We start from the raw sequence: 23549 nt of genomic DNA, 5'->3' as shown, positions 1-23549 counted from the left end.
TCAGTTTTCAACAGTCGTTATCATAAACTAAATAAATTTTATAAGATAAGATTTAAATTATGAATTTATTAGATAAAAAATCCTTAATAGATTTCGAAAGAAAGGTTGCTGATACTTTCAATGATGCAAAGATAAAAGCACCAATCCATCTTCACGGGAATAATGAAACACAACTTATAAACATTTTTAAAGACATAAATCATCAAGACTGGGTATTCAGTTCATGGAGGTCTCACTATCATTGCCTTCTAAAGGGTGTTCCAGAAGATAAGTTATTTAATGACATCAAAAATGGTAAAAGTATAACCCTTATTTATCCAGAATATAAAGTTTATACAAGTGCTATTGTTGGAGGTATAATTCCTATTGCTTTAGGAACTGCTTTAGGTTTGAAAAAAAGGAAAATTAAAGACTCTATTGTATATTTATTTATGGGCGGAATGACCTCTGAAACTGGATTTGCAAATGAAGCAGTTAAATATGCTATTGGTCATGATTTACCTATAGAGTTCATAATAGAAATTAATCATAAATCAGTTTGTACCGATACATTACCTACTTGGGGACTAAATGACTATTCACTTAAAGGGTCACCAAAAGTAAGATTTTATGAATATGATCTACCTTGGCCACATGCCGGGGCAGGTAAAAGAGTTCAATTTTAGATTATGAAATATTTTGACGCACTTTCTGAATCTATGAAATGGCTTGGAGAAAAGAATGACACCATTTTTATAGGTCAAGCTGTAAATTGCCCAGGCACTGCATTATTTAACACCTTAAAGAAAGTTCCAGAAGAAAAAAGAATTGAACTTCCAGTATTTGAAGAAACTCAGCTTGGAATAAGTTCAGGTTTATGTTTAACAAATTTCAGGCCAATAAGTATATTCCCAAGATGGAACTTTCTTTTATGTGCAACCAATCAATTAGTTAATCATCTCGACAAATATCCAATCATGAGTGAAAATAAATTTTGTCCGAACCCAATCATAAGAACTGCAGTGGGCTCCCAAAAACCATTATTCCCTGGCCATCAACATATTGGAAATATGAGTGATGGATTCAAGAAAATTCTTACAAATGTCGAAATAATTGAACTTAAAGAAACAGAGGATATTATTCCAGCCTATAAATATGCTTATGAATACAAAAAAAAGAAGGCATTTTTAATTGTTGAATTCGCAGATTTCTATAACGAAAAATAGCTTTAATAAGTCTAAAACTTGTTAATAAATTCTTCTATTGTTTCATGAAGACGATTAAACATTTCATCAGTCATACCATGGTGAACAGGTAATAAAACTCCTCTCTTCATAACTTCGTCAGCATGATGCAATCCTGAAGCAGTCACTCTTTTTTCAATCCCTTCACACATTGGCTGCCTTAAAATATTTCCTGTAAATACAACCCTAGTTTGTATATTTCTTTTTTCTAAGTAAATTTGAAAATCTTTTCTTTTAAAAGGCGCATCTTGCGTTATTAAGATTGGGAAAGCCAACCAAGAGGTATTTGCTCCTTCTGTTTCTATAGGATTTAAAAAGAATTTGCTATGTTTATTAAAAAACTGAGTTTGTTTTTTGAAGTTTAACTGCCTTGTTGTAATATTCTTTTTTAATTTTTTTAGTTGCTCCAGACCAAAAGCAGCTCCTACCTCGTTCCCTTCCACATTATATCCAACAGTTTCGAAAACGAACTTGGCATCATAATCAATTCCATCTAAATCAATATTGAATCTATTTTCTATTGCCTCACTTTTCTCATCAAAAAGAGATGAACTCCTACCCCAAGATCTTAAAAGTTTTGCAGATTTCAGAATTTGATTATCATTTATTGCCAATGCACCCCCATTCCCTGCGCAATTAATAATATGCGATCCATAAAAACTCGTTATTGATATATCTGTAAACGATCCTGTAGATCTGCCATCATCGAAGGTCGCACCTAATGTATCCGCAGAATCTTCAATTAATAAAAGGTCATATTTATCAGCGATTTCTCTAAGTTTTTTCCATTCGCATATATTCCCCATTAAATTAGGAGCTAAGATTGCTTTGGTTTTATTCGAAATTAATTCTTCTACTTGATTAACATTTATACAGTAAGTTAATGGTTTTACATCTGTAAAAACAGGTATTAATTCATTTTTAAGTAAAGAACCAATTGTTGTAGAAAATGTTAATGCGGGAGTAATAACTTCAGAGCCTTTTGGGAAATTGCATGCTTCTATGCCAATAAACAAAGCTGATGATCCTGAATTTACATAAAGAGCATGTTTTTTCTCAAAAAGTTTAGCGATTTTACTTTCAAACTCCCTAGAACATTTACCCATTTGAGTAGATTCGTTCAGGCATTTGACTACAGCATCAACTTCTTCCTGTCCATAAACAGTTTTTGCATATGAAATTTGTTCAAAATTCTGCATTTAACTTAGATAAAAGTGACTTTAAAACGTAGTTATACTTTATTAAAGTTATAAACACTATTTAATTAATAAAAAAAAATTTAGACAAATTTATACATATATTTTTAATGAAAATCTCGATTAATTTGTAGACTTAACAATCAATAATCACTTTATAAATAGGGAACTTAAGGAATTAACAGATTCCTCGTTTATTTTATCTATTATTTTAAAATCATGAACTTTTTTATAAAAGTCGCTGCCTCCCCAGTTAGCTCCAATAAATGATATTTGGTTTAATGAAGAAGCAATAAAGTCAGAATATTTATCTCCAATATAAAGTGATTCTCTAGCAAGAATTTTTTCCTTTTCTAATAATATTTTTAACATATTAGTTTTACTCATAGTTTCTAAATAATACCTATCTATTGAATAAATATTTTTAAAATATTTATTCCAATTCAAATAATTCACTATTTTTAGAGTTGGTTCATATCTTTTATTAGTCGCTATAAACATTTCAATTTTACTTCTTTTAAATTTATCTAAAATCAGAGTTACATTATTAAAGACCTCTAATTTCTTGTAATAAAGAAAATCATATTGCTCCCTAAAAAAAGTCTTTATTTTTTCTAATTGCTCATAATTTAAACCACTATTGCATAATAATATTGTTTCATCCAAAGGTGGGCCTATTTCAATATTCTGATAAGGTATCAAAATCTCAATCTTTGCCTTTTTGAAACTATTTATTAAAGATTCTTTAATTCCTTCTTCAGAATTAATTAAAGTTCCATCTAAGTCAAAAATTAAGTATTTAAACATTATTTAAATTTTCTTTTTTAATATGTTCTGCAAGTTTAATAATACTATCTTCTAATTTTACCCTTTGTTTTAAACCAATTTTATAGGCTAATTTTAAAGAGGGAACATAATTAACCCTCTTGTTATTATCATCAATTATATTGTTGTTTTTTACAATTATTTTTGAATTTGTATTAAGTAGGTGCTTAACTTTTTTCGCTAAATCATAAATTGTTATTCCTATGTCAGAACCAATATTTATTACTTTATAAGGAAAGTCTTTATTTAATAAAAAGGATAACCATTCAACAGCATCTGATATATCTTGATAGGATCTAATATCTTTACCATCACTTTTAATTACAATATCTTTTTCATTAACTGCATCCCTAACAAAATTACCAACTGCATAATGAATGTCATAAGGTAAATATTTACTTATAAAAGAAAAACATCTTGCAATCTTAAATTCAGTATTATTAGCTTCACATACTGAGTTAAGTAAAAACTCAGAATATAATTTTCCTACAGCTAAGGAGTTTTTAGAATCAAGATAGTCTAAACATGCTTTAGTATTTTCATCATAGATTTCAACATCTCCATAAGCGACTCCTGAACTCACAAAAAGTAATCTCTTGACATCATTTTTCTCTATCAATTTTGAAACTGCTTCAGATGAATTTTTTAGAACCAAGAATTTAGATAATTGGGATATCTTATTAAATGTTTCATATGCAGAAGTGGTAGCCATATGAATAATATATTTAGGATTTATGTCTATACCAATCTCATTATTTTTCAAAAAGTCAACAGTTATAAATCTTATATAGGATTTTTTAATTTCAGGTATAAACGAAATTGCTTTTGTTTTACTTCTAGTTGTAATATAAATAACTGTTTTGATATTCTTTCTTTCGATACGATTTATTAGTCTAGGCAACAACTCTTTAGCGAAGAGGCCAGTTCCTCCAAGAATCAGGAGAGAGCTATTGTTTATATTATCTGCAAGTTCATCTATATTACTTTTCATAAGCAGGAGAATAACAATCCATAATGTTTCCAATATCTATTTTCTTATTGCAAGTATTGCTAAATATTTGTTTCATATGGCTTTCATATCTTTTATGCTGCTTTATTAAATTTTTGGGTGAATATTTGTGCCATTTGAGAAAACCATTATCTCCTTCTTTTGCAAGTTTATTTTCAATACTACTTTGATATGTTTCTGCAGAAAATAATAAAGAAATAAAATGCCCTCTAATATCTCTGTTAGGATTCATTATTTGATTAATTGAGATAAAATTGAATTTCAAATCCTCACTTGAATTAATTTCATTTCTTGCAACGTACCTCAATCTATCTAAGAAATTTTCTTTAAATCTTATTATCCCCCCTGGCACATGCCATCCAGGCCCATAAAACTTATCAGATCTCCAAGACAAAATAATACCTTTACTTGGATTATGAACGAGTAAATCAACATTAATTATAGGAGTAATACTACTAACGTATTCAAAAAGATGAGAGGGCAATCCATCTTGTGCTTTTTTCATATCAAACTTTTATTAAATCAATTCCATCAAGAAGATAAATACAATTAATAGTAAGTTTCATATTTTTTACTGTATTAAGAACCTCTTTATTATAGCCTGCACATGCGATTATCAAAACATCAGGCGTGTGAGTCTTTAGTCTATCTGGACTATATATTTTTAATCCTGATCCAGGAGCATATAAACCTTGTTTTGTAGTGGAACTATCAACGATATAAGATGCGATTTTACCAAAAATAGTGGTGGAGATTGTAAAAAGAGATTGATGACCAGCTCCCCAAATAACAATATTTTGATGCAAATAAATTTCTTTATTAAATAAAAGATCTAATCTCTTTTTGAACAATTGATAATCATGATTAATTTTTTGAATTGGATTTTCAATAGTTTTTCTACAAATTAATGAAATTATATAATTATCCCAATTACAAGAAGCATTAATAACTTCTATACCTGAATTCATCATTAATGATGTAGCCGTATTTACAGTAAAGTAAGATAAATGATCAGGAATGATTTCATTTAATAAACCTCTTCTAAAAATCATTTCACTATTTGGCAATTCAATTAAATAAAAACCGTTATTATTTAAAAGATTATTAAGCAAATTTAAAGTATTCTTTGGATTTGGCAAATGTTCTAGATAACTAAAACAACAAATTAAATCAAATTTTCCTAATTTATTTAATTTTTCTATAAAATCAAAGTCGTCAGGATGAGTATTGATACAATCAATTCCTTTTTCAAGATTAGATTTAATATTCTGTGCTCCCTTTTCAGTAGCTACAACTTGATCAAAAGTATTTAATAAAATTTCCGAATATTCGCCAGTTGCAGATCCAACTTCCAAAACCTTAATTTTTTTGGAGTTGCCAAAATATTTTTTACGAATATCTTCAAATTGCTTTTTTCTATAATTTACCATTTCTGCTGAAACCCCAACAGATCTGATAACCTTTTTATAATACTCAACTGGCTTGCTATTCAATTGCACATGTTTGCAATAATTACATTGAACAAGGTATGAGGAATAGTTTTTTGAAATCTTATCTTGTTCTTTTAAAAAGCCTTGTGCTGACTCAGGAATATTTTTTAGCAAAACCATTTGAGAATCTTTTAAAGGTTCTCCGCATAATGAACACTTTAAAATCTTTTTCATTACCAAGCCGTTATTGAATAATTTGTAATAAGATCGAAAACTTCTTTATAAATCTCTCTTGGCAATTCTCCTTTTGATAAGAATGATATAGCTTCCTTAATCTGTAAAATATTTTTTCCTCCAATAATAATCTCTGAAACAGATGCATTATTTAGTAAATATCTATAAGATAACTCTGTAAGATTTAATTCAAAAGAATCACAAATTTTTAATAAACATTCTATTAAAGCAGAAGTTCTTTCATTATGGTATCTGTCAAAATAATTTGGATATATAAATCTCCGAGAATCTTTGGGTAATAAATTATTCCTATATTTTCCAGTTAAAACTCCAAAGGCTAATGGAGAGTGAGCCTGCATATTTATATTTGTCGCCAAACAAAATTCGGAAATATTTATATCAACAGTAGGATTTAAAAGATTATAAGAATTCTGGATATATAAGGAAATTTGTTTGAAATTTTCTGATATCTTTTTCAAACAATACAATCCTATTGAGGTTTCATTAGATATTCCAACACTTTTACATAATCCCTCTTTAGCTAATTCCAAAAGATTTGAATAAGTTTCTTCTAAAGATGAACATATTTCATTTTCATTATATTTTGATTGATAAAAAGATTTACCAAAATTATTTATTTCTCTGCTGGGCCAATGAATAAAAAAAGTTTCTACACAATCTATATTCAATCTTCTCAAGGAACAAATTAGTGATTCTTTTAATTCCTCATAAGAGATAAATGGATTATTGTTCTTCCTAAGATAATTTAATTTCTTTGAAAAATTAGGAAATTTAGTTGAAATCTGAATTTTGTCTTTATCTACTCTACTAAGCGTGTTAACCCATTCCCCAATAATATTTTCAGTTCGGTTAAAACTCTCTTGAGAACTAGGTACAGGGTACATTTGTGCAGTATCAAATTTATAATAACCACTTAAATAATAGTAATTAAGTAATTCAAAACTTTTTTCCTTAGATAATTCTCCGCCCATTTGCATGGTACCTAAACTTATGCGCATTTATCCCCAAAAAATGAATTAATATTCTGTAAAAACAGATAAGCCTCCAGACCATTGTTCAGAAACTTGTTTTTTATTTTTAGAAAGCATTTGACTTAAACACCAAAATTCCAAATGTCTTCCATATGATTTAAAACAACAAATTAATCTTTCATCTATGTGTGTAACGCCACTTAAACATAAAACTGGAGAGTAATGCGTTTTACTGATAAGCAGATTTGGTGTACCAATTAATGATGTTGCAACTTCTAATGGGCCGGATAAGCAAAGATTAGGAACTTTATTTATTTCCTTCATTTGGAGAATCTGAGAATCAACTGAATATTCTTGAAGAACCTGAGGGAAATAATAACCACAAATATCTGATTTAGACAATTTATTTAAGAACTCTTTGTATCCACTATTTACTGATGGGGATAACTTATTTATAAGATCTGTTTTATCTTGAATTACAGCTTTAAAATGACTTTCTGGGAAAAAATCAGTAAATGATTTTGAAACTTTTTCTAGTAAGATTTCTTCCAAAAACTTTCCAATATCATCCACATCTATCTTTTTAATTACAAAAGGAACTTTAATACCATTATTGATATTTTTAATGAAAATATTATTGTTAATTTTATTATTTAATCTCGAAAGACCTTCTAAAGCGTCATTTTTTCTATTTATATTCTTATATTTATCAATTCGATCTATTGCAAGTTTATCCTCTGGTAAATCTTCCCCTAACTTAAAAAACCATTTCGGTTGGTCGCTGAATGTTTCATAAATTCCATTTGGTAAACGCCAGCCGTTATTATCGAAAATTTGAGATTTTTCAACTAAATTATCCATCAATAGTTATACCGAACCATTCAAAGCAAATCCTTTTTCATATGGAACAGGTAAATAAGGAGTTTCTTTTAAATGCTTTTCAACAGTCTCATTATGGAACTTTATAAAATCAAAATTTTCTCCAATAATACACTCATCTCTATAAGGCCCTAACCATTTATTTCTCATTCCTCTATCGAGGATATCTTTTAGAGGTTCTTTAGTAACATTGCCTATTGATAAATCCATATATGGGCAAGGTACTATTTCTCCATCATGATTTACTGTATTAATACCTTTGACGGTTATACATTTTCCAGGCTGCCCATAGTTTGGTGTCATATGAGTAAAAATATTCTTTTTATCTTCCAAGAATTTAAGTTGGTCAACGTCTTCTTTTGTGCATACCCACTCTTCATGCCCTCTAGCACTTCCTACTGGTTTTGCTAAGGTCACATACAAAGGTATTGCTTCTGTTTCACAAAAATCACATAATAATTGAAATTCCTTTGTAAAAACCCTGTCTCTGACTAAGCAAGTTGATAATAGGACCTCAGAACCAGCTTCTTTTGCAACTTTAAAAGCATTTAAAGCTCTTTCATGCGCACCTTTAGTATTTCTAAAAGCATCATGTTCTTCTGCGTACCAGCTATCCAACGAAATTTGAACCTTGTAACCACCTAATCCTGCAAACCATTTTGCTTTTTCTTCATTAAAATAAAATCCATTGGTATCAAGAATTATTAAATGTTTATAAGGATCAAGAACTTTTATAAGATCTTCCAAATTCCTATCTAAGAGGGCTTCGCCGCCAGTTATTACAAATCTAAAAAGACCTAACTCATCAGCTTCTTCAGATAATTTTCTGTAGTCTTCTAAATCCATTTGCCTTCTAGGGTCTTTTTTACCTGTTTTTTTAATTAAATCCCTTGTCATGTAGGGCTCTTCGCAACAATGCTCACACTTCATATTGCATGCTGATCTATTGATTTTTAATCTTAGGATTGGAGATATCGCTCCATCAATCATATTTTCAAAGTAATTTTGAATTTTTTGATGCACTCTTGGTCTTTTTTGGCTTTGATCTTTTCTCTTCCTATCTTCCTCATTTGTTAATGATGCGTCTTTAGAAAGAATCTTATGAGAATCTTCTTTGGACAAAACCTTAACAGATGCTTCCATTTATTTTGCTTAAAACTATATTCATATTACATTATTTTTTAAAAATTTTTAGGGATTTCTTAATACGAACATCATCAAACAATTTATATGAAGAAATTTTTTTTCATTTATCAAAATTAAAATATAAAGATTAATTTTCTATTCGTTTCTAATAATCAAGGATTCTTCTAAAGGGATATTATTAAAACCTAAAGCCTCTCTTAATTCTTTTTCTGAAAGAAGAGGACTCATGTCCTCAAGTGGAAGAGAAACGAGAGAACCATCTTCCTTTGATAAAACTGATACTTTTGGCCATAAAGCTTCTTCTTCAACAATTTTAATATCAATCAGGGCATTCTCTTCTTTCTGCATTATTTCATTAAAATTATTTTTATCTGATTTTTCAAAAGGATAATACTTTAAACCAAAAGAATTGCTTATATCCCTTAAACTTGGAATTTCTAAACCGCTTTTTTTATTGGAGGCAACAAAATTTCCTTTAAAATAATTTTTCTGAGTAGCTCTAATTGAACAATAACCCTGATTATTTAAGATGATTAATTTTAGATTCTTTCTATTCCTAGTCTTCAGTGTTTGCAATTCTTGAAGATTAAGCATCAAACTTCCGTCACTTTCAATTAAAAATTTTTTATTATCTTCGTCCAATGCCTCCAAAGCCCCTACAAAGGCAGGTAATCCATATCCCATTGCTCCTAGTCCAGAGGTTAAAAGAATTCTTTGAAATTTTTTTGGTTCATAAGCGACATAAAATGCCTCTATCGCAAGACCTGAACTCCCAGTGATGATAGTACTTTTTTCAGGTAGTGCATCAGACAACATTTTTGCAGCTTCAAAATGAGTGAATTTATATTTATCTTTAGGTATTTCCCCATCACAAGTTGGATATTTTTCTTTTAACCAATTACAATGACCAATCCATAATGATTTCTCTACTAAATCATTTTTATTTTGCAAATAATTTAAAGCATATTTAAGGTCAATTTGTACTTTTTTAGCATCCTTTAAATCACATATTTTTAACTGGTTTTCATCTACATCTAAGACCCATTTTTCAGAAGCATTACGAGCAAAAAATTTAATATTATAAGCAGTAGTAATATTATCTAATCTTGCGCCAATTGAAATAAAGTTAGAACATGTTTGAATTGCAAAATTTGCCGCCCTTGTTGCAACATTGCCTGGTTTACCAATATAAAACTTATTATTAAATTCCAACATATCGCATGCATTCCAAGTAAAAACAGTAGGGATTTTCATTTTTTCTATAAATTTCTTTAATTCAATTTCAGATCCAGAGAGCCTTACGCCATGACCTACTAGCAACAAAGGTCTCGGCGAAGAAGAAATACTTTTATATAAAGCATCAAGCACTTTAGTTTTATTAGAAGTAATTTTGAGTGGGTGTTTAAAAGATTCCAAATTTTCCCAATCAGGAATATTACAGCCTTGAACATCTAATGGAATATCAATCCAGGCGGGACCTTTTCTACCCTGATTCATAAGATAAAAAGCTTTTTCTAAAACAAATCTAATTTTTAAAGGGTCTTTTAAAGTTATTGCAAATTTTGAGGATCTTTCAATCATTGGCACAATATCTACCTCTTGAACACCAGATTGTCTGATATTATCCTCTTTTTTCATTAAATCAGATCGTTTAACTTGACCTGAAATAACTAATATTGGAATTGACTCAATCCAAGCCCCTACAAAAGGGGTTATTGCATTAGTTGCTCCAGGACCAGTTGTAACAAGTGCAACTCCAACTTTTGATTTAATTCTTGCATAATATTCCGCTGCTATACCGGCTGCCTGTTCATGATGTACAGCGACAAAATCTATCTTTGGTCTTTTTGAAACTGCATCAACAAGATGCATTGCTCCACCTCCTGGCAACAAAAATACTCTGTCTATATTTTGATTTTCAATAAACTCAAAAACCGCGTCAGCTAATCTAGGCATTCTTTTTTTATTTAAGAAATTCTCCAATGAGAGAGAACAGTCTTTCTATCTTTATTTTCCATAATTTTTTTATCTGTGTAAAAAGAATCATCCTTATCATGTGTTGATGATATTTCCTCAATAATTAATCCATTTTTACTCTCAAAATAATGTCTTTGTTCTGGAAGGATAGTATGCATTTCACCTTTAAATAAATTATTTTCTTTGCCATCTATCTTTAAAACTCCCTCTCCCCAAAGTACATGAAAAGTCTCTTCTTTTACTTTATGATATTGTTCAGGATGAGCTTGCCCAGGCAAAAGTATTAATATTTTTTTGCAATAACTTCTATTTATAACTGTAATCATCGTTAACCCAAATTTTGTAAAAAGTTTAATGCCATAATGATGTGAAATTTCCAAATCAACATTTGAAGGAATAGTTAAATTTGATAAGTTTATTAATTTGCAAACATTTTCAACTATTTGTTTAATTTCATTTCTAAGGTTTTCTTCGGTTACTTTTTTAATTAAGATAGGTTCGCCTTTTTCAACATTAAATTTTAGAGAAAACTTTGAGTATTTCGAAAAATCATTTGCTGTCAATTGATTCTCTGAAGGAGGGAATGCAAAATAAATATCTTCTCTAGATAATAGATGGCTCTTTTTTAAATTTTTTTTAGCAAAAACTCCCCTTTGCAAATTCCTAAGAGATTTACTTTCCTTGTTTGAGGGAATATATCTATGATTAGAATCGCCTAGGATCTCCATTGCTTCATCAAGACTTTTTAACCATTTAGAGAATTGATGAGGAGATGTCGAATAGGCATTCTTTTTAATTTCATCTGTTTCTAAAGCAACATGTTTCTCAAAAGAAGTTGCTCCTAAAGCTAACGCTAAAGGAGCAATAACTGTCATATCAGGGTTCTCATGCGAAGAAAATCCAATTTCTAAATCAGGATATTTTTTTTTCAAAAATAAAACTTGATTTACATTGAGATCTTTATTAGCAGTTGGATACTCACCTACACAATGTTGTAATCTGAATGAGATACCTCTATTGAGAAAGAAAGATATAACGTTATCAACTTTTTCTAGGTCTGCCCCAGCGCAAGAGGCAACAACCTTTTTACCAAACTCGCTTATTTTTTCCATTAAAGGCCAATCTCCAAATGAACAGCTAGCAATTTTTAAGTAGTCAACATTATGTTGATTGGCTTTTTCGACGGAAATCTCATCAAAGGGAGTTACCATTGTTCCAAAATTACATTTTCGGCAGAGATTTATTAATTCTAAAAATTCATGATCTTCTAGTTTCGTCTCGGAGAAACGCTTTATAAGAGGAATGTTTAAGTCACCTTTCATATCATCCCTAATAAAGGAATCTAGATCTCTATATTGAAATTTAAAAACAAATTCATATTTATCAAAATAATCAGAGCACAAACTTGAATAGGTTTTAATAATATTCTTTCCATGTTGGACAAATCCTGAGTGATTATTAGCCATTTCGAGAATTATTAACTTGCTCATGTCCTTATCAATTAATCAAAAGATATATATTGAATAACTTTACTACATTAACCATTGCAATATTTATAGAGAAATTTTAAAGAAATAAAAAATCAAATTTGCCTTTTAGAAAAACATTAATTTTGTTTTTTCGAGACAAAATTTTTACATAAAACTGTTATTTAATATATTCTTTTAATAAATAAAATTATGCACATGGCTACCTCTTTAGAAAATTTAATAGAAAACTATCCAGATTTCCCAAAGAAGGGCATTAACTTCAAAGACATAACACCAATTTTTAGAGATCCAATTATTTTTAAATCTCTTATAAAAGATATGTCTGCTTCAGAAATTTGTAATAATGCAGAAGCATTAATTGCTATTGATGCAAGAGGTTTTTTACTTGGAAGTGCAATTTCTTTGAATATTTCAAAGCCATTAATATTAGCTAGAAAACCTGGCAAATTACCAGGAGAGTTGATATCTAATTCTTATGATCTAGAGTATGGTAAAAATTCTCTAACTATCCAAAAGGATGCTCTTAAAGGATATAAAAAATTTGCTATTATTGACGACTTACTCGCTACAGGCGGTACTGTACATTGCGTTTCAGAATTACTAAAAGCTGAAAACAAAATTGTGACTGGTCTTTGTGCAATTGTTGAACTTGGATTTCTTAATGGTAGAGAAAAAATTAAATTACCTGTAGATTCCCAAATAGTCTATTAATCATTTTAAAAACAACCACATTACCTAAATGGATAATAATACAGATTCAACCGATATTTTGGTAATTGGCTGTGGCGGTTCTGGTCTCAGAGCTGCAATTGAAGCCAAACAAAATAATCTAACTGTTAAAGTATTGGGTAAAAGATCTAAAAATGATAGTCATACAGTACTTGCAGCAGGAGGGATTAATGCATCATTTGGAAATCTAGACTTTGAAGATTCCTGGGAACAACATTTCGCAGACACTTACCTTGAAGGATATGAAATTGGTGATCCTGCAGCAATCGAATTAATGGCCAGAAATGCTCCTGATAGCGTAAAGGAGATTGACTCTTGGGGAGCTAATTTTAAAAAATTGTATAACGGAAAATTCGATCAAAGATATTTCGGTGCTCACACTTTCAGAAGGACTTGTTTCAGCGGAGATTACACAGGAAAATCTATTCTAAATGCCCTACTTCAAAAGGCTTCTTTACTAGACATACAAATACATGATTCAGAATATGTTACTGATTTATTGATCAGTGAGAACAAGTGCTTCGGAGCAATGTCTTTTGACATTTTTTCTGGTGAGAGGACAATACATTTGGCTAATGCAGTGATCCTTTGTACAGGAGGGCATACAAGAATATGGAAAAAAAGTTCATCGAGAAAAATGGAAAACACTGGTGATGGACTTTTTTTAGGACTTAAATCAGGATGTGAATTAATTGATATGGAAATGGTTCAATTTCATCCCACTGGAATGTTATTTCCTGAAGATATTGAAGGGACTCTTGTAACTGAGGCCGTAAGAGGTGAGGGTGGAAGACTTTTTAATGCCATGGGTGAAAGGTTTATGAAAAATTATGATATTGAGAGATTGGAGCTTTCAACCAGAGATTTAGTTGCCAAGGCTAACTATACGGAGATTCAAGAGGGAAGAGGGACTGTAAGGGGCGGAGTACTTTTAGATATAAGCCATATCAAAAAAGATACTATTATTTCAAGAATTCCATCTACTTATAAACAATTTTTAGAATTTCAAAATATTGATATTTCTAAAACCCCGATGGAAGTTGCTCCAACTGCTCATTACTCTATGGGAGGCATATCAGTTAAAGCCGCTTCTCACTCTACAGATATTGAAGGGTTATTTGCTGCAGGAGAGGTTGCTGGAGGACTTCATGGAGCAAATAGACTTGGTGGTAATTCATTAGCAGAAATCCTTGTTTTTGGAAAAATAGCTGGGGCTTATGCATCTAAGTACTCTAAAAGTTCATCTTATAAAGATGCTCCTTTAAGCATAATTAAATCAGCCCATGAAAATATTGAAAAAAAACTAAAAAAAGGCTCTGAAGATGCTAATTCCTTGCAAAATCAGTTAAGAGATTTAATGTGGGAGCATTGCGGAGTAGTAAAAAAAAGGGAGAGTCTTAAAGAAGGCCTTAATAAAATAAATATTTTAAAAAACAAACTAATGCATATATGCATTAGGGAAAATAATATTTGTGATCTTATAAAAACTTTTGATATAGAAGCATCCTTAATGACAGCAGAAGCAACTATTTTAAGCGCATTAACTAGAAATGAAAGCAGAGGAGCACACAATAGAGATGATTATCCAAGAAAAGATAAAAAAGGTTTTTTCAACACAAAAGTTAAACTAAAAGATAATAAATTAGAAATAAGAAAAAGTAATTTAAACAAGCCATCAAAGGAGTTATTAAAAATCATAAAAGAAACAAAAGAAATAAATAACTTCTCAGATAAATTACTTGAATAGAACCTTTAGTACCATTAGATACATTGCTCTTGTGAAATTTTTGTTTGAATCAAAAAAATTTAATGAATAAAGAGTTTCTCTAAATTTATTTGATAGAATCAAAAAAACAGTATTAAAATGGCTGCGGAATTAAAGGCTCAACACAATTTCCAATCAAGAATTTCTCTATCTGAAAGCATTCCTTTAAGTACACCGCTTGTTGTTTATGTTGAGGTTTCATCTTTTTGCAATCTTTCCTGTGGATTTTGTCCTCAACATTTGTCTCCAAATGAAGTTCCTAAAAATAGGATGCATTTAGAAAGATTTGAAGATATGTGTAAACAAATAAAAAAGTTTCCAGAGCTACCTAAACTAATAAGATTTTGTGGAATAGGGGATTCACTAACAAATACGCATTTTGTTGAAATGCTTCAAATAGCTAATAAATATAAAATTGGAGAACGTTTACAACTCATTACTAATGGTGTCCTTCTACAAAATAAAGTTAACCATGAAATCATCAATTTACTAGATCAGATTGTTGTTTCAATAGAAGGTTTATCTGACGAAGATTATTTTAAATTTGCAAACAGAAAAGTTAATTTTAATAAACATGTAGAAAATTTAAAATTTCTTTGTTCACAAAAAGATAGAAGAGCAAAATTTAATATCAAGATTCATAGTGGGGCTGTACAAAATCAAGAGAGACTTGATTTTTTTCATAAAACTTTTCATTTTGCAGATGAAATTTTTGTTGAGAATCTTGTAAATTTGTGGCCAGAATTAGAATCTGATATGGGTGTTAATGAAACAAAACAACATCGGTTTTTGAAAAAAGAAGCTGAAAAAGTTATAGCTTGTCCTCAAATATTTAAGAGCCTTCAGGTAAATGCTAATGGAGTAGTTGTTCCTTGTTGCATTGATTGGTCTGCTAAAAATAATTTAGGAAATATAGATAAAAAATCTTTAGTTGATATATGGAACAGTGAAATATTAAGAGATTTGCGGATAAAACATCTTAGGGGTGAAAGAGACACTTTTTTACCCTGCAAAGAATGCACCATGAATGAATTTAGCGAATTTGATACTATTGACCATCAAAGAGATCAGATTTTAGAAAGGATATCTACATGAATGATAATAATTCCCAAAATAGAATTAGTCTCACAGAAAAAGTTCCATTAAATAAACCTCTAGTAATACATATTGAAACTACTAATAGATGTAATTTTAGGTGTAAATTTTGTCCTGAATCAGATCCAAATTACTCCAATTTATCAGGTGGATATAAAATTATGAAGATTAATGATTTTAAAAAAATCATAGATAATATTAAACTCTCATTTAATAAAATATCGAGGCTTAGATTATGGATAATGGGAGAACCATTGATAAATCCTGATATTTTTTCAATGATTGATTATGCAAAAAAAGTTGACATAGCAGATTCTGTTGAATTAACTTCTAACGCTTCATTAATAAATAGCCAAAAAGCTTCTTCAATAATTAATTCTCGATTGGATTTAATAAAAATTTCAATTTACGGTTTTAATAATAATGATTTTAAATCTACAACAAATTCAGGAATACCTTTTAATAAAATTCTTGAAAATATCAAACTGCTTTTTGAAATGAGGAATAGCACACCTTCCTCTAATTTAAAAATAATGGCAAAAACTGTTGGGGAAATTTCAGATAAAAAGTTAACCAAATATATGAACTTACTTAGCAAACATGTGGATTATATTGAAATTAATCAAATTCATTCATGGACTGACAGCCAAGATAGTATAGGTCAAAATTCTACTATAAATAACCAAAAAGCTTTTAAAGAAGTTTGCCCTTTCCCTTTTTATACTTTAGCTATTCATTCAGATGGAAAATTATCTCCATGCTGTGTTGATTGGAAAAAAGAAGTTTTCCTAGGTAATTGTTTAGAAGAATCATTAGATTCTATTTGGTCTGGAAATAAAATTAAAGACTTAAGGTTATCTCATTTAAAGCGTGATTTAAATTCTCATATAGGTTGTAAAGGATGTGATTATTTTATTGATAACACTTCAGATAATTTAGATTCTTTAAAAATTGAAGAATATGTAAAAAGATATTGATTTTTTAAATATTATTGTAAAAAAATCTCAAAAAAGCAATCAATAACAAGTATTTAATTTAATGGACAAAAATTTTATAGAAAAGAATAACTTATCAAAAGAAAATTACCCTAGCATCGGATTAATTCTTCTTATTAGGCCAAAAGTTAATAAACTAAGTTTTAAATCATTAAAATCATTCAAAGAAATTGCGACAAATACGCATATTAATAAATATATAACAATTCCAGAGGATTCATATAATTTAATTAAAGACAAAGTAGAAAAGATTAAAAAATGTGAGATTATTCTTCAGCCAAGGAATTTAAACCTTGGTAGAAATAAGCTGCAGTTTTTAAATCAAAAAATCAAAGAAGATTATGTGATTTTCTTACATGATGATGATTTGTATTCTTCATCAATTGCTCAAATTTCTTTAAATATAATTTCAAAGTTTTTACCTACAGCTTTAGCTCTAAAAGCAACTTTTATAAACTCTGAAGATTATATTCTTTCGAGGAGAAATTCCTCAAAGTCAAAGAAATTGGTGAAGTTGGATCATATTGCCATACTTTTTAGATATTTTTTACCTTTTGAAAGAACATTAATATGTCCTTCTATATTTTATAAAAGATCCGTTCTAAACAAATATTGGGAAAAGAATCCAAATACTATTGGAGCTCATGAAGATGTAAAAATGAATTATTACTTATCCAAAATGGGCGTTTTTCTTGAATTAAAAGATATTAATCATTACTATTACAGAATTCATGGAGCGCAAGATAGTTCAAATCTAAATTATAAATCCTATTTGAAATTAATCTCATGGCTTAAGAATATCGAAATTAATAAAATCATAAAATTTATTTTATTAATTTCATCTTTTTTACAGTTTTATTTTTTTAAAAAAGAATTCTCATTTAAACCAAGATTTTTTAATAATATATTTTTAATCATTAGAAAAGAATTAATCAAATTTAGAGCCGGCGGTAATCCAACAAAAAATCACTATAAACAGTAAATTTAATTTTAAATAAAGTTTTAAAAATTAAGCGCACCAGGATTTGGCTTCAAATTGTAACCTAGCATTTCAGCTAAATCATTTTCAAAACAAATCAATTTATTTTTAATTTGGATATGGTTCTCTTCATAAGCAATATCCTTAGCGTAACTGGCTGCATAACTTCCTAATAAAGCTAACCTTTTACTATTACTTTGATTAGTTCCACTTGCATGCCATAACCCACCATGAGTAAAAATTGAACTTCCAAAAGGGGCAATAATAGTTTTCAATAATTGCTCATCATTAGTTCCTGGCTTAGGTTTTAATCTAGATTTATGTGATTTTGGCACTACCATTGTGGCGCCATTATCTGCAGTAAAATCGTCTAATAAGTTTATTGTGGTAATTTTAATAGGCCATTCAGGAAGGGGTTCAGGAACCGGAGTATCTACATGTATTTTTTGTTTTTCTGCTCCAGGATAAAGGATATTTGCTTGAAAACTACTTATTGTGTACAAATTATGTAATGTATTTCTTGCAAAAATTTTATTTAAAGTTTTTTTGTGTGTACCACAAAGTGGGAATTCATGAAATAATTTATCTTTATTTAAAATATTCCAAATCCTTTGTAACTTTTTGATTTCAGATTTTATATTTCCATCTTCATTATTTCTATTTTCATAAAAACACGAATCACCACTTTCTTCCTCCTTACTGGCTATTTTAATTATCTTTTCTCTAGCTTTTTTTAAAGAAGATAAGCTTATGTCAAGCTTCATAACTATAAAGCCTTCATCACTAAAAAAAGATTCTGCTTCATCATCAAAAACTTCATATATTTTTGGTTCTATATAATTGATTCCCATTAATAATATTTCCTGAATAGTTTTAGTTTACAATAACCACATAATTAGGCTGGTGAGTAGGTCAAATTGATTTATCTATTTGATCATTATTTCCTAAATTTGAACAATTATATTACTAAATAAATAAGAGCAAATTTCGATATTTAATTACAAATTTTTGCTCGATAAATTTCAAAATATTTTAAAATTGTGCTCTTATTTCTAACTATTGCCAATATTTTTTAGTAAAAATATTTATTTTTTTCAAAGTTTTTTGAGGTATCTTATCTTTAGGTGTAATCAAAGCATATTTTAAGGCATCATGTGCAATACTTTTTGGCCTGATTTTTCCTATATATTTTGCAGCTGAAATTATAATTTTTTTTGCTAATTCTGCATTTGAATTTAGATTATTCAAAATCATCTCTACTGTGACATCATCATGATCAGGATGCCAACAATCATAATCAGTAGACATACATAAACTTGCATATGCGATTTCTGCCTCTCTACAAAGCCTAGCCTCTGAATGATTTGTCATTCCAATAATGGAGCAATCTAAACTTCTGTAAAAATTGGATTCTGCTCTTGTAGAAAATGCAGGACCCTCCATGCATAAATAAGTCCCTCCAACATGAAGTTTTCTATCCTCAGTAAGGAGAGGTTCAGTTGACTTTTTTAAAATTTCTATTAACTCTGAGCAAAAAGGGTCTGCTAATGCAACATGAGCTACCGCACCATCTCCAAAAAACGTTACTGGTCGATCATGAGTTCTGTCTATGAATTGATCGGGCAAAACAATATCAAGGGGTCTTATTTCTTCTTTAAGTGAACCAACTGCTGAGGCTGATATAATCCATTTCACGCCTAAAGATTTCATTGCCCATATATTTGCTCTATAGGGAACTTCGGATGGCGTAAATGTATGGTTTCTACCATGCCTTGCCAAAAAAACTACTTCAATTCCATTAAGTTCTCCTAATCTGAGAGAATCTGAAGTTTCTCCATAAGGAGTTTCTACATTAATTTCTTTTACATTTGTTAAATCTTCTATAGAGTAAAAACCACTACCTCCGAGAACACCAAGCTTTGAGTTATTTAAATTATTAGATTCCAAAACAATAAATTATTCTTAGTTGATTATATCAACTGACAATTTTATGTCTTTAAATTACTTTGATAAGATTAAATAAATACTAGAACTTAACTATGTTAATTGATAATAAGGAATGGGAAACAATATGGCTTAATAAGAAGAAGGATATAATTGAAGTTATAGATCAAACGAAGTTACCTCATATTTTTGAAATAAAAGAAATTAATAATTATGAAGATGCTGCTTCTGCTATTCAAAATATGATCATTAGAGGTGCTCCATTAATTGGTGTAATGGGAGCTTATGGATTAATGCTTGCTCTTCAAGAAAATCCTTCTATGGAAAACTTAAAAAATTCATACGAAAAATTATTATCTACTCGTCCAACTGCTGTGAATTTACAATGGTCATTGAAAAGAGTTTTTGAAAAAGTTTCTCGCACGAATAAAGATGAAAGAGCGTTAATAGCGAGGAAAGAAGCTACAAAAATAAAATTAGAAGATATAAATATGTGTTCTTTAATTGGCGATAACGGATTAAGACTAATACAAGATTTAGTTTCTCGCAAAAATGAAAAAACAATTAACGTATTAACACACTGTAATGCAGGATGGTTAGCAACGGTAAACTGGGGTACTGCTCTATCCCCCATTTATAAAGCACACAGAGCAGGCATCAAAATTCATGTATGGGTGGATGAAACGAGACCAAGAAATCAGGGTGCGAATTTAACAGCTTTTGAACTAAAAAATGAAGGGATACCTCATACAGTGATAGTAGATAACGCAGGTGGTCACTTAATGCAGCAAAATTTAGTAGATCTAGTGATTGTAGGTAGTGACAGAACCACAAAAAGAGGAGATGTTTGCAATAAAATTGGGACTTATTTAAAAGCATTGGCAGCAAATGCTAATAACGTCCCCTTTTATGCCGCTTTACCCGTTTCGACTATAGACTGGGAAATTGAAAATGGATTGAAAGAAATAAATATTGAGACACGTTCTGAAAAAGAGATTACTCATATTTCTGGATTAACAAAAAATGAAAAAATAGAAACTATTAGATTATCTCCAGAAGGATCTAGAGCATTTAATCCTGGCTTTGATGTAACACCTAATAAGCTAGTAACAGGTCTAATAACAGAAAAAGGTATTTGTAATGCAACTTATGATGGTTTAAAAAATCTTTACAGCTGAAGATTAGGAATTTTTGTAATAAAATGTGTTTAATATAAAAATATTTTCAAAAAAATAAAAAATATTTTTTAAAATTTAAATATTACATTTCGATAAATGGCCTGCCAAAACAATTGGTCTGATAATGAAGCAAATACATATATTGAGAAATATAAATCACATGGCGTAACAAAAGATTTAGCTTTAAGAACTTATTCTGCAAGATTATTGGGTTCTGATCCTGAACTAGTACTTCATGGCGGTGGGAATACTTCAGTGAAAAGTATTTGCAAAGATCTTTTTGAAAATGATATAGATGTTCTTCATGTGAAAGGATCTGGATGGGATTTGGCAACCATTGAACCAGAAGGTCATCCAGCTGTAAAACTAAATCCACTTTTAGAACTAAAAAGTTTACGAAAATTATCAGATGAAGATATGGTTTCTGCTCAAAGACAAAATTTAATGAATATAAATTCTCCTAATCCTTCTGTTGAAACCTTACTACATGCATTTATTCCCTACAAATACATTGATCATACACATTCACTTGCACTTTTAGCTATTGCAAATCAGCCTAATTCAGCAAAATTATGTAAACAAATTTTTGGTGATAAAGTTGCAATCGTCCCATATGTCATGCCGGGCTTTAACCTAGCCATTAAAGCTTTTGAAGAGTTTGAGAAAGCAAGGATAAAAGCTTCAAAAAATAGAATAGAACTTGAAGGTATGGTTCTTATTAATCATGGATTATTTACTTTTGGAGATACAGCAAAAACTAGTTACGAACGTATGATTAGATTAGTAAATATTGCAGAAGAACAATTAACAAGAAAAATTAATTTAAATTTTACATATTTAGAGAATAACAATCCTTCAACCTTAACAATTATCCCTTATTTAAGAGGATTAATTAGTAAATACGCAACTAAAGGTAAATTTAATCAAAAATGGATTTTTGAAATTAGAAATAATAAAAATATAAATGAGATTTTTGAATCTGATAATCTATTTGAATTAATAAATCGTGGAGTCGCAACACCTGATCATGTTATTCGTACAAAATCAAAGCCTTTATTACTAGAAATATTTAATCCAGAAAACAAAAGTCAAATCGATAGCTACATTACAAATTGGGTAAAAAACACAGAGGAAAAAATTGAACAATATATAAAGGAATATGAAAATTATTTCAATAGAAATATTAAGCAATCCAAGCAAGAAAAAAAACAATTAGACCCATTACCCAGACTTATACTAATTCCAGGGATAGGACTTATAGGAGTTGGTTCTAATAAAAAATCTGCGATAATTTCTGCTGATATTGGACAAGCATGGATAGAAACTGTTTTATCAGCAGAATCAATTGGTAAATTTAAACCCGTTGGAGAAAAAGATACATTTGATCTTGAGTATTGGAGCTTAGAACAAGCAAAACTAGGAAAACAAAAAAAACCATTTTTAAGCGGTAATATAGTAGCTATAACTGGAGGTGGGGGAGTTATTGGTGAAGAAATCTCAAGAGAATTTAAAAAAGCTGGAGCCGAAATAGTAGTTATAGATTTTAATAAAGAGAACGCGGAAAGAAGTGCCCAAAATTGTGGGGAAAATACATTGTCAATAAATTGTGATGTAACAAGTTTGACTCAGATTGATAAAGCATTTAAAGAAATAATTAACAAATTTGGAGGATTAGATATATTAATTTCTAATGCAGGGTCTGCATGGGAAGGCAGTATAGAAAAAATTGAAGACGCAGTCTTTATGAAAAGCATGGAACTTAATCTTTTTTCTCATTATTACGCTTCAAAAAAAGCAATCAAAATTTTTCATGCTCAAGATTCCTCATCAAAAGAGGAAGATTACTTAATGGGGGGACAAATATTATTTAATATAAGTAAACAATCACTAAATCCGGGACCAAATTTTGGATCTTATGGTATTCCTAAAACTGCTCTTCTTGCATTGATGAGGCAAATTTCACTTGAAGAAGGTTCTAATAAAATTAGAGCAAATGGGATAAATGCTGACAGAATAAGATCTGGCTTACTAAACAAAGAAATGATTAAAAAAAGAGCAGCATCAAGAGGTTTAACTGAAGAAGATTATATGACTGGTAATCTTTTGAAATCAGAAATATTACCAAAAGATGTAGCATTGGCTTTTTTATCTTTAGCAAAATTAGAAAAAACAACTGGTGCTTTGTTAACAGTAGATGGAGGGAATGTGGCAGCAATGGTTAGATAGAATTACACCAATTTAAAATTAAAATTATTTTTAAAGAAAAATATTATTAGTTTTATTTTTTTAGTTTTCACTGATATCTTTATGAAATCTCGAAGAACTTTTCCGGTTTTATAAGAACTAGTAAGTTAAGCTTTTAAATTTAAATCTATTGTAGATATCTCGTAAAGTGATGCAAATCAATAAAGTAATTAAATTATTAATTTAGTTAAAAGATATAGAGGCGAGTTCATTATTAGA

General features: G+C 29.4%; 21 protein-coding genes. 9 read left to right on the top strand and 12 right to left on the bottom strand.

The window, feature by feature from the left end; translation table 11 throughout:
• Positions 1-59: 59 nt before the first annotated feature.
• Positions 60-665 (top strand): thiamine pyrophosphate-dependent enzyme, encoded by a 606-nt coding sequence (locus EU98_RS00710; protein ID WP_206537608.1) that lies wholly within the window; start codon positions 60-62, stop codon positions 663-665.
• A 3-nt stretch (positions 666-668) separates the two neighbouring features.
• Complete coding sequence (locus EU98_RS00715) at positions 669-1205, top strand: hypothetical protein (protein ID WP_032516462.1); 537 nt, start codon at positions 669-671, stop codon at positions 1203-1205.
• 11 nt (positions 1206-1216) lie between these two features.
• Here EU98_RS00715 and EU98_RS00720 read toward each other — a convergent pair whose 3' ends face one another.
• From EU98_RS00720 to EU98_RS00760, 10 genes are all read right to left on the bottom strand, one after another.
• Entirely contained in the window at positions 1217-2422 is a 1206-nt protein-coding gene (locus tag EU98_RS00720) for a DegT/DnrJ/EryC1/StrS family aminotransferase (protein ID WP_032516461.1), read from the bottom strand.
• A 147-nt stretch (positions 2423-2569) separates the two neighbouring features.
• Positions 2570-3226 carry an HAD family hydrolase gene (locus tag EU98_RS00725; protein WP_032516460.1) on the bottom strand — a complete coding sequence of 219 codons (657 nt, stop codon included), beginning with the start codon at positions 3224-3226 and terminating at the stop codon, positions 2570-2572.
• The gene (locus tag EU98_RS00730) at positions 3219-4235 is read right to left on the bottom strand and encodes an NAD-dependent epimerase/dehydratase family protein (RefSeq protein WP_032516459.1); all 1017 of its coding nucleotides are present in this window, start codon (positions 4233-4235) and stop codon (positions 3219-3221) included. Before EU98_RS00730 ends, EU98_RS00725 begins: the two co-directional genes overlap by 8 nt.
• Positions 4225-4758 carry a hypothetical protein gene (locus EU98_RS0109235; RefSeq protein ID WP_052045520.1) on the bottom strand — a complete coding sequence of 178 codons (534 nt, stop codon included), beginning with the start codon at positions 4756-4758 and terminating at the stop codon, positions 4225-4227. Before EU98_RS0109235 ends, EU98_RS00730 begins: the two co-directional genes overlap by 11 nt.
• Position 4759: 1 nt before the next feature.
• A complete protein-coding gene (locus tag EU98_RS00735) occupies positions 4760-5917 on the bottom strand; it encodes a class I SAM-dependent methyltransferase (protein WP_032516458.1) in 1158 nt (385 codons plus the stop codon).
• A complete protein-coding gene (locus EU98_RS00740) occupies positions 5917-6936 on the bottom strand; it encodes an aldo/keto reductase (RefSeq protein ID WP_080725821.1) in 1020 nt (339 codons plus the stop codon). Before EU98_RS00740 ends, EU98_RS00735 begins: the two co-directional genes overlap by 1 nt.
• 18 nt (positions 6937-6954) lie before the next feature.
• Positions 6955-7770 (bottom strand): hypothetical protein, encoded by an 816-nt coding sequence (locus EU98_RS00745; RefSeq protein ID WP_032516456.1) that lies wholly within the window; start codon positions 7768-7770, stop codon positions 6955-6957.
• A gap of 6 nt (positions 7771-7776) precedes the next feature.
• Complete coding sequence (locus EU98_RS00750) at positions 7777-8931, bottom strand: radical SAM/SPASM domain-containing protein (RefSeq protein ID WP_052045519.1); 1155 nt, start codon at positions 8929-8931, stop codon at positions 7777-7779.
• 138 nt (positions 8932-9069) lie between these two features.
• Positions 9070-10917 (bottom strand): thiamine pyrophosphate-binding protein, encoded by a 1848-nt coding sequence (locus EU98_RS00755; RefSeq protein WP_052045518.1) that lies wholly within the window; start codon positions 10915-10917, stop codon positions 9070-9072.
• Complete coding sequence (locus EU98_RS00760) at positions 10902-12401, bottom strand: N-acetylneuraminate synthase family protein (protein ID WP_032516455.1); 1500 nt, start codon at positions 12399-12401, stop codon at positions 10902-10904. The genes EU98_RS00755 and EU98_RS00760 overlap by 16 nt, the downstream gene beginning before the upstream one ends.
• A gap of 195 nt (positions 12402-12596) precedes the next feature.
• Between EU98_RS00760 and EU98_RS00765 the strand changes: the two genes are divergently transcribed.
• The 5 genes from EU98_RS00765 (at position 12597) to EU98_RS00780 (ending at position 17967) form a co-directional block, all read left to right on the top strand.
• Complete coding sequence (locus tag EU98_RS00765; RefSeq protein ID WP_032516454.1) at positions 12597-13112, top strand: adenine phosphoribosyltransferase; 516 nt, start codon at positions 12597-12599, stop codon at positions 13110-13112.
• 28 nt (positions 13113-13140) lie between these two features.
• Positions 13141-14877, top strand: coding sequence for an FAD-binding protein (locus EU98_RS00770; protein WP_032516453.1), 1737 nt, complete (start codon positions 13141-13143; stop codon positions 14875-14877).
• Positions 14878-14994: 117 nt separating this feature from the next.
• A complete protein-coding gene (locus EU98_RS09380) occupies positions 14995-15990 on the top strand; it encodes a radical SAM/SPASM domain-containing protein (protein ID WP_052045517.1) in 996 nt (331 codons plus the stop codon).
• A complete protein-coding gene (locus EU98_RS00775; protein WP_032516452.1) occupies positions 15987-16967 on the top strand; it encodes a radical SAM/SPASM domain-containing protein in 981 nt (326 codons plus the stop codon). Before EU98_RS09380 ends, EU98_RS00775 begins: the two co-directional genes overlap by 4 nt.
• A 61-nt stretch (positions 16968-17028) precedes the next feature.
• The gene (locus tag EU98_RS00780) at positions 17029-17967 is read left to right on the top strand and encodes a hypothetical protein (protein WP_032516451.1); all 939 of its coding nucleotides are present in this window, start codon (positions 17029-17031) and stop codon (positions 17965-17967) included.
• A gap of 20 nt (positions 17968-17987) precedes the next feature.
• Here EU98_RS00780 and EU98_RS09375 read toward each other — a convergent pair whose 3' ends face one another.
• Together EU98_RS09375 and mtnP are read right to left on the bottom strand one after the other, a co-directional pair.
• A complete protein-coding gene (locus tag EU98_RS09375) occupies positions 17988-18815 on the bottom strand; it encodes a phytanoyl-CoA dioxygenase family protein (protein WP_052045516.1) in 828 nt (275 codons plus the stop codon).
• Between the two features lie 205 nt (positions 18816-19020).
• Positions 19021-19911, bottom strand: coding sequence for an S-methyl-5'-thioadenosine phosphorylase (gene mtnP / locus EU98_RS00785; RefSeq protein WP_241466406.1), 891 nt, complete (start codon positions 19909-19911; stop codon positions 19021-19023).
• Between the two features lie 92 nt (positions 19912-20003).
• Between mtnP and mtnA the strand changes: the two genes are divergently transcribed.
• Positions 20004-21086: an S-methyl-5-thioribose-1-phosphate isomerase gene (gene mtnA / locus EU98_RS00790; protein ID WP_032516449.1), complete on the top strand. Its 1083-nt coding sequence runs from the start codon at positions 20004-20006 to the stop codon at positions 21084-21086.
• A 96-nt stretch (positions 21087-21182) separates the two neighbouring features.
• Positions 21183-23312 (top strand): bifunctional aldolase/short-chain dehydrogenase, encoded by a 2130-nt coding sequence (locus EU98_RS00795; protein WP_032516448.1) that lies wholly within the window; start codon positions 21183-21185, stop codon positions 23310-23312.
• Positions 23313-23549 lie beyond the last annotated feature (237 nt).

Origin of the sequence: Prochlorococcus marinus str. MIT 9314 (genome assembly GCF_000760035.1) — a bacterium.
GTDB classification, from domain to species: Bacteria; Cyanobacteriota; Cyanobacteriia; order PCC-6307; family Cyanobiaceae; genus Prochlorococcus_A; species Prochlorococcus_A marinus_B.
This window is presented reverse-complemented; position numbering and strand designations above follow the sequence as displayed.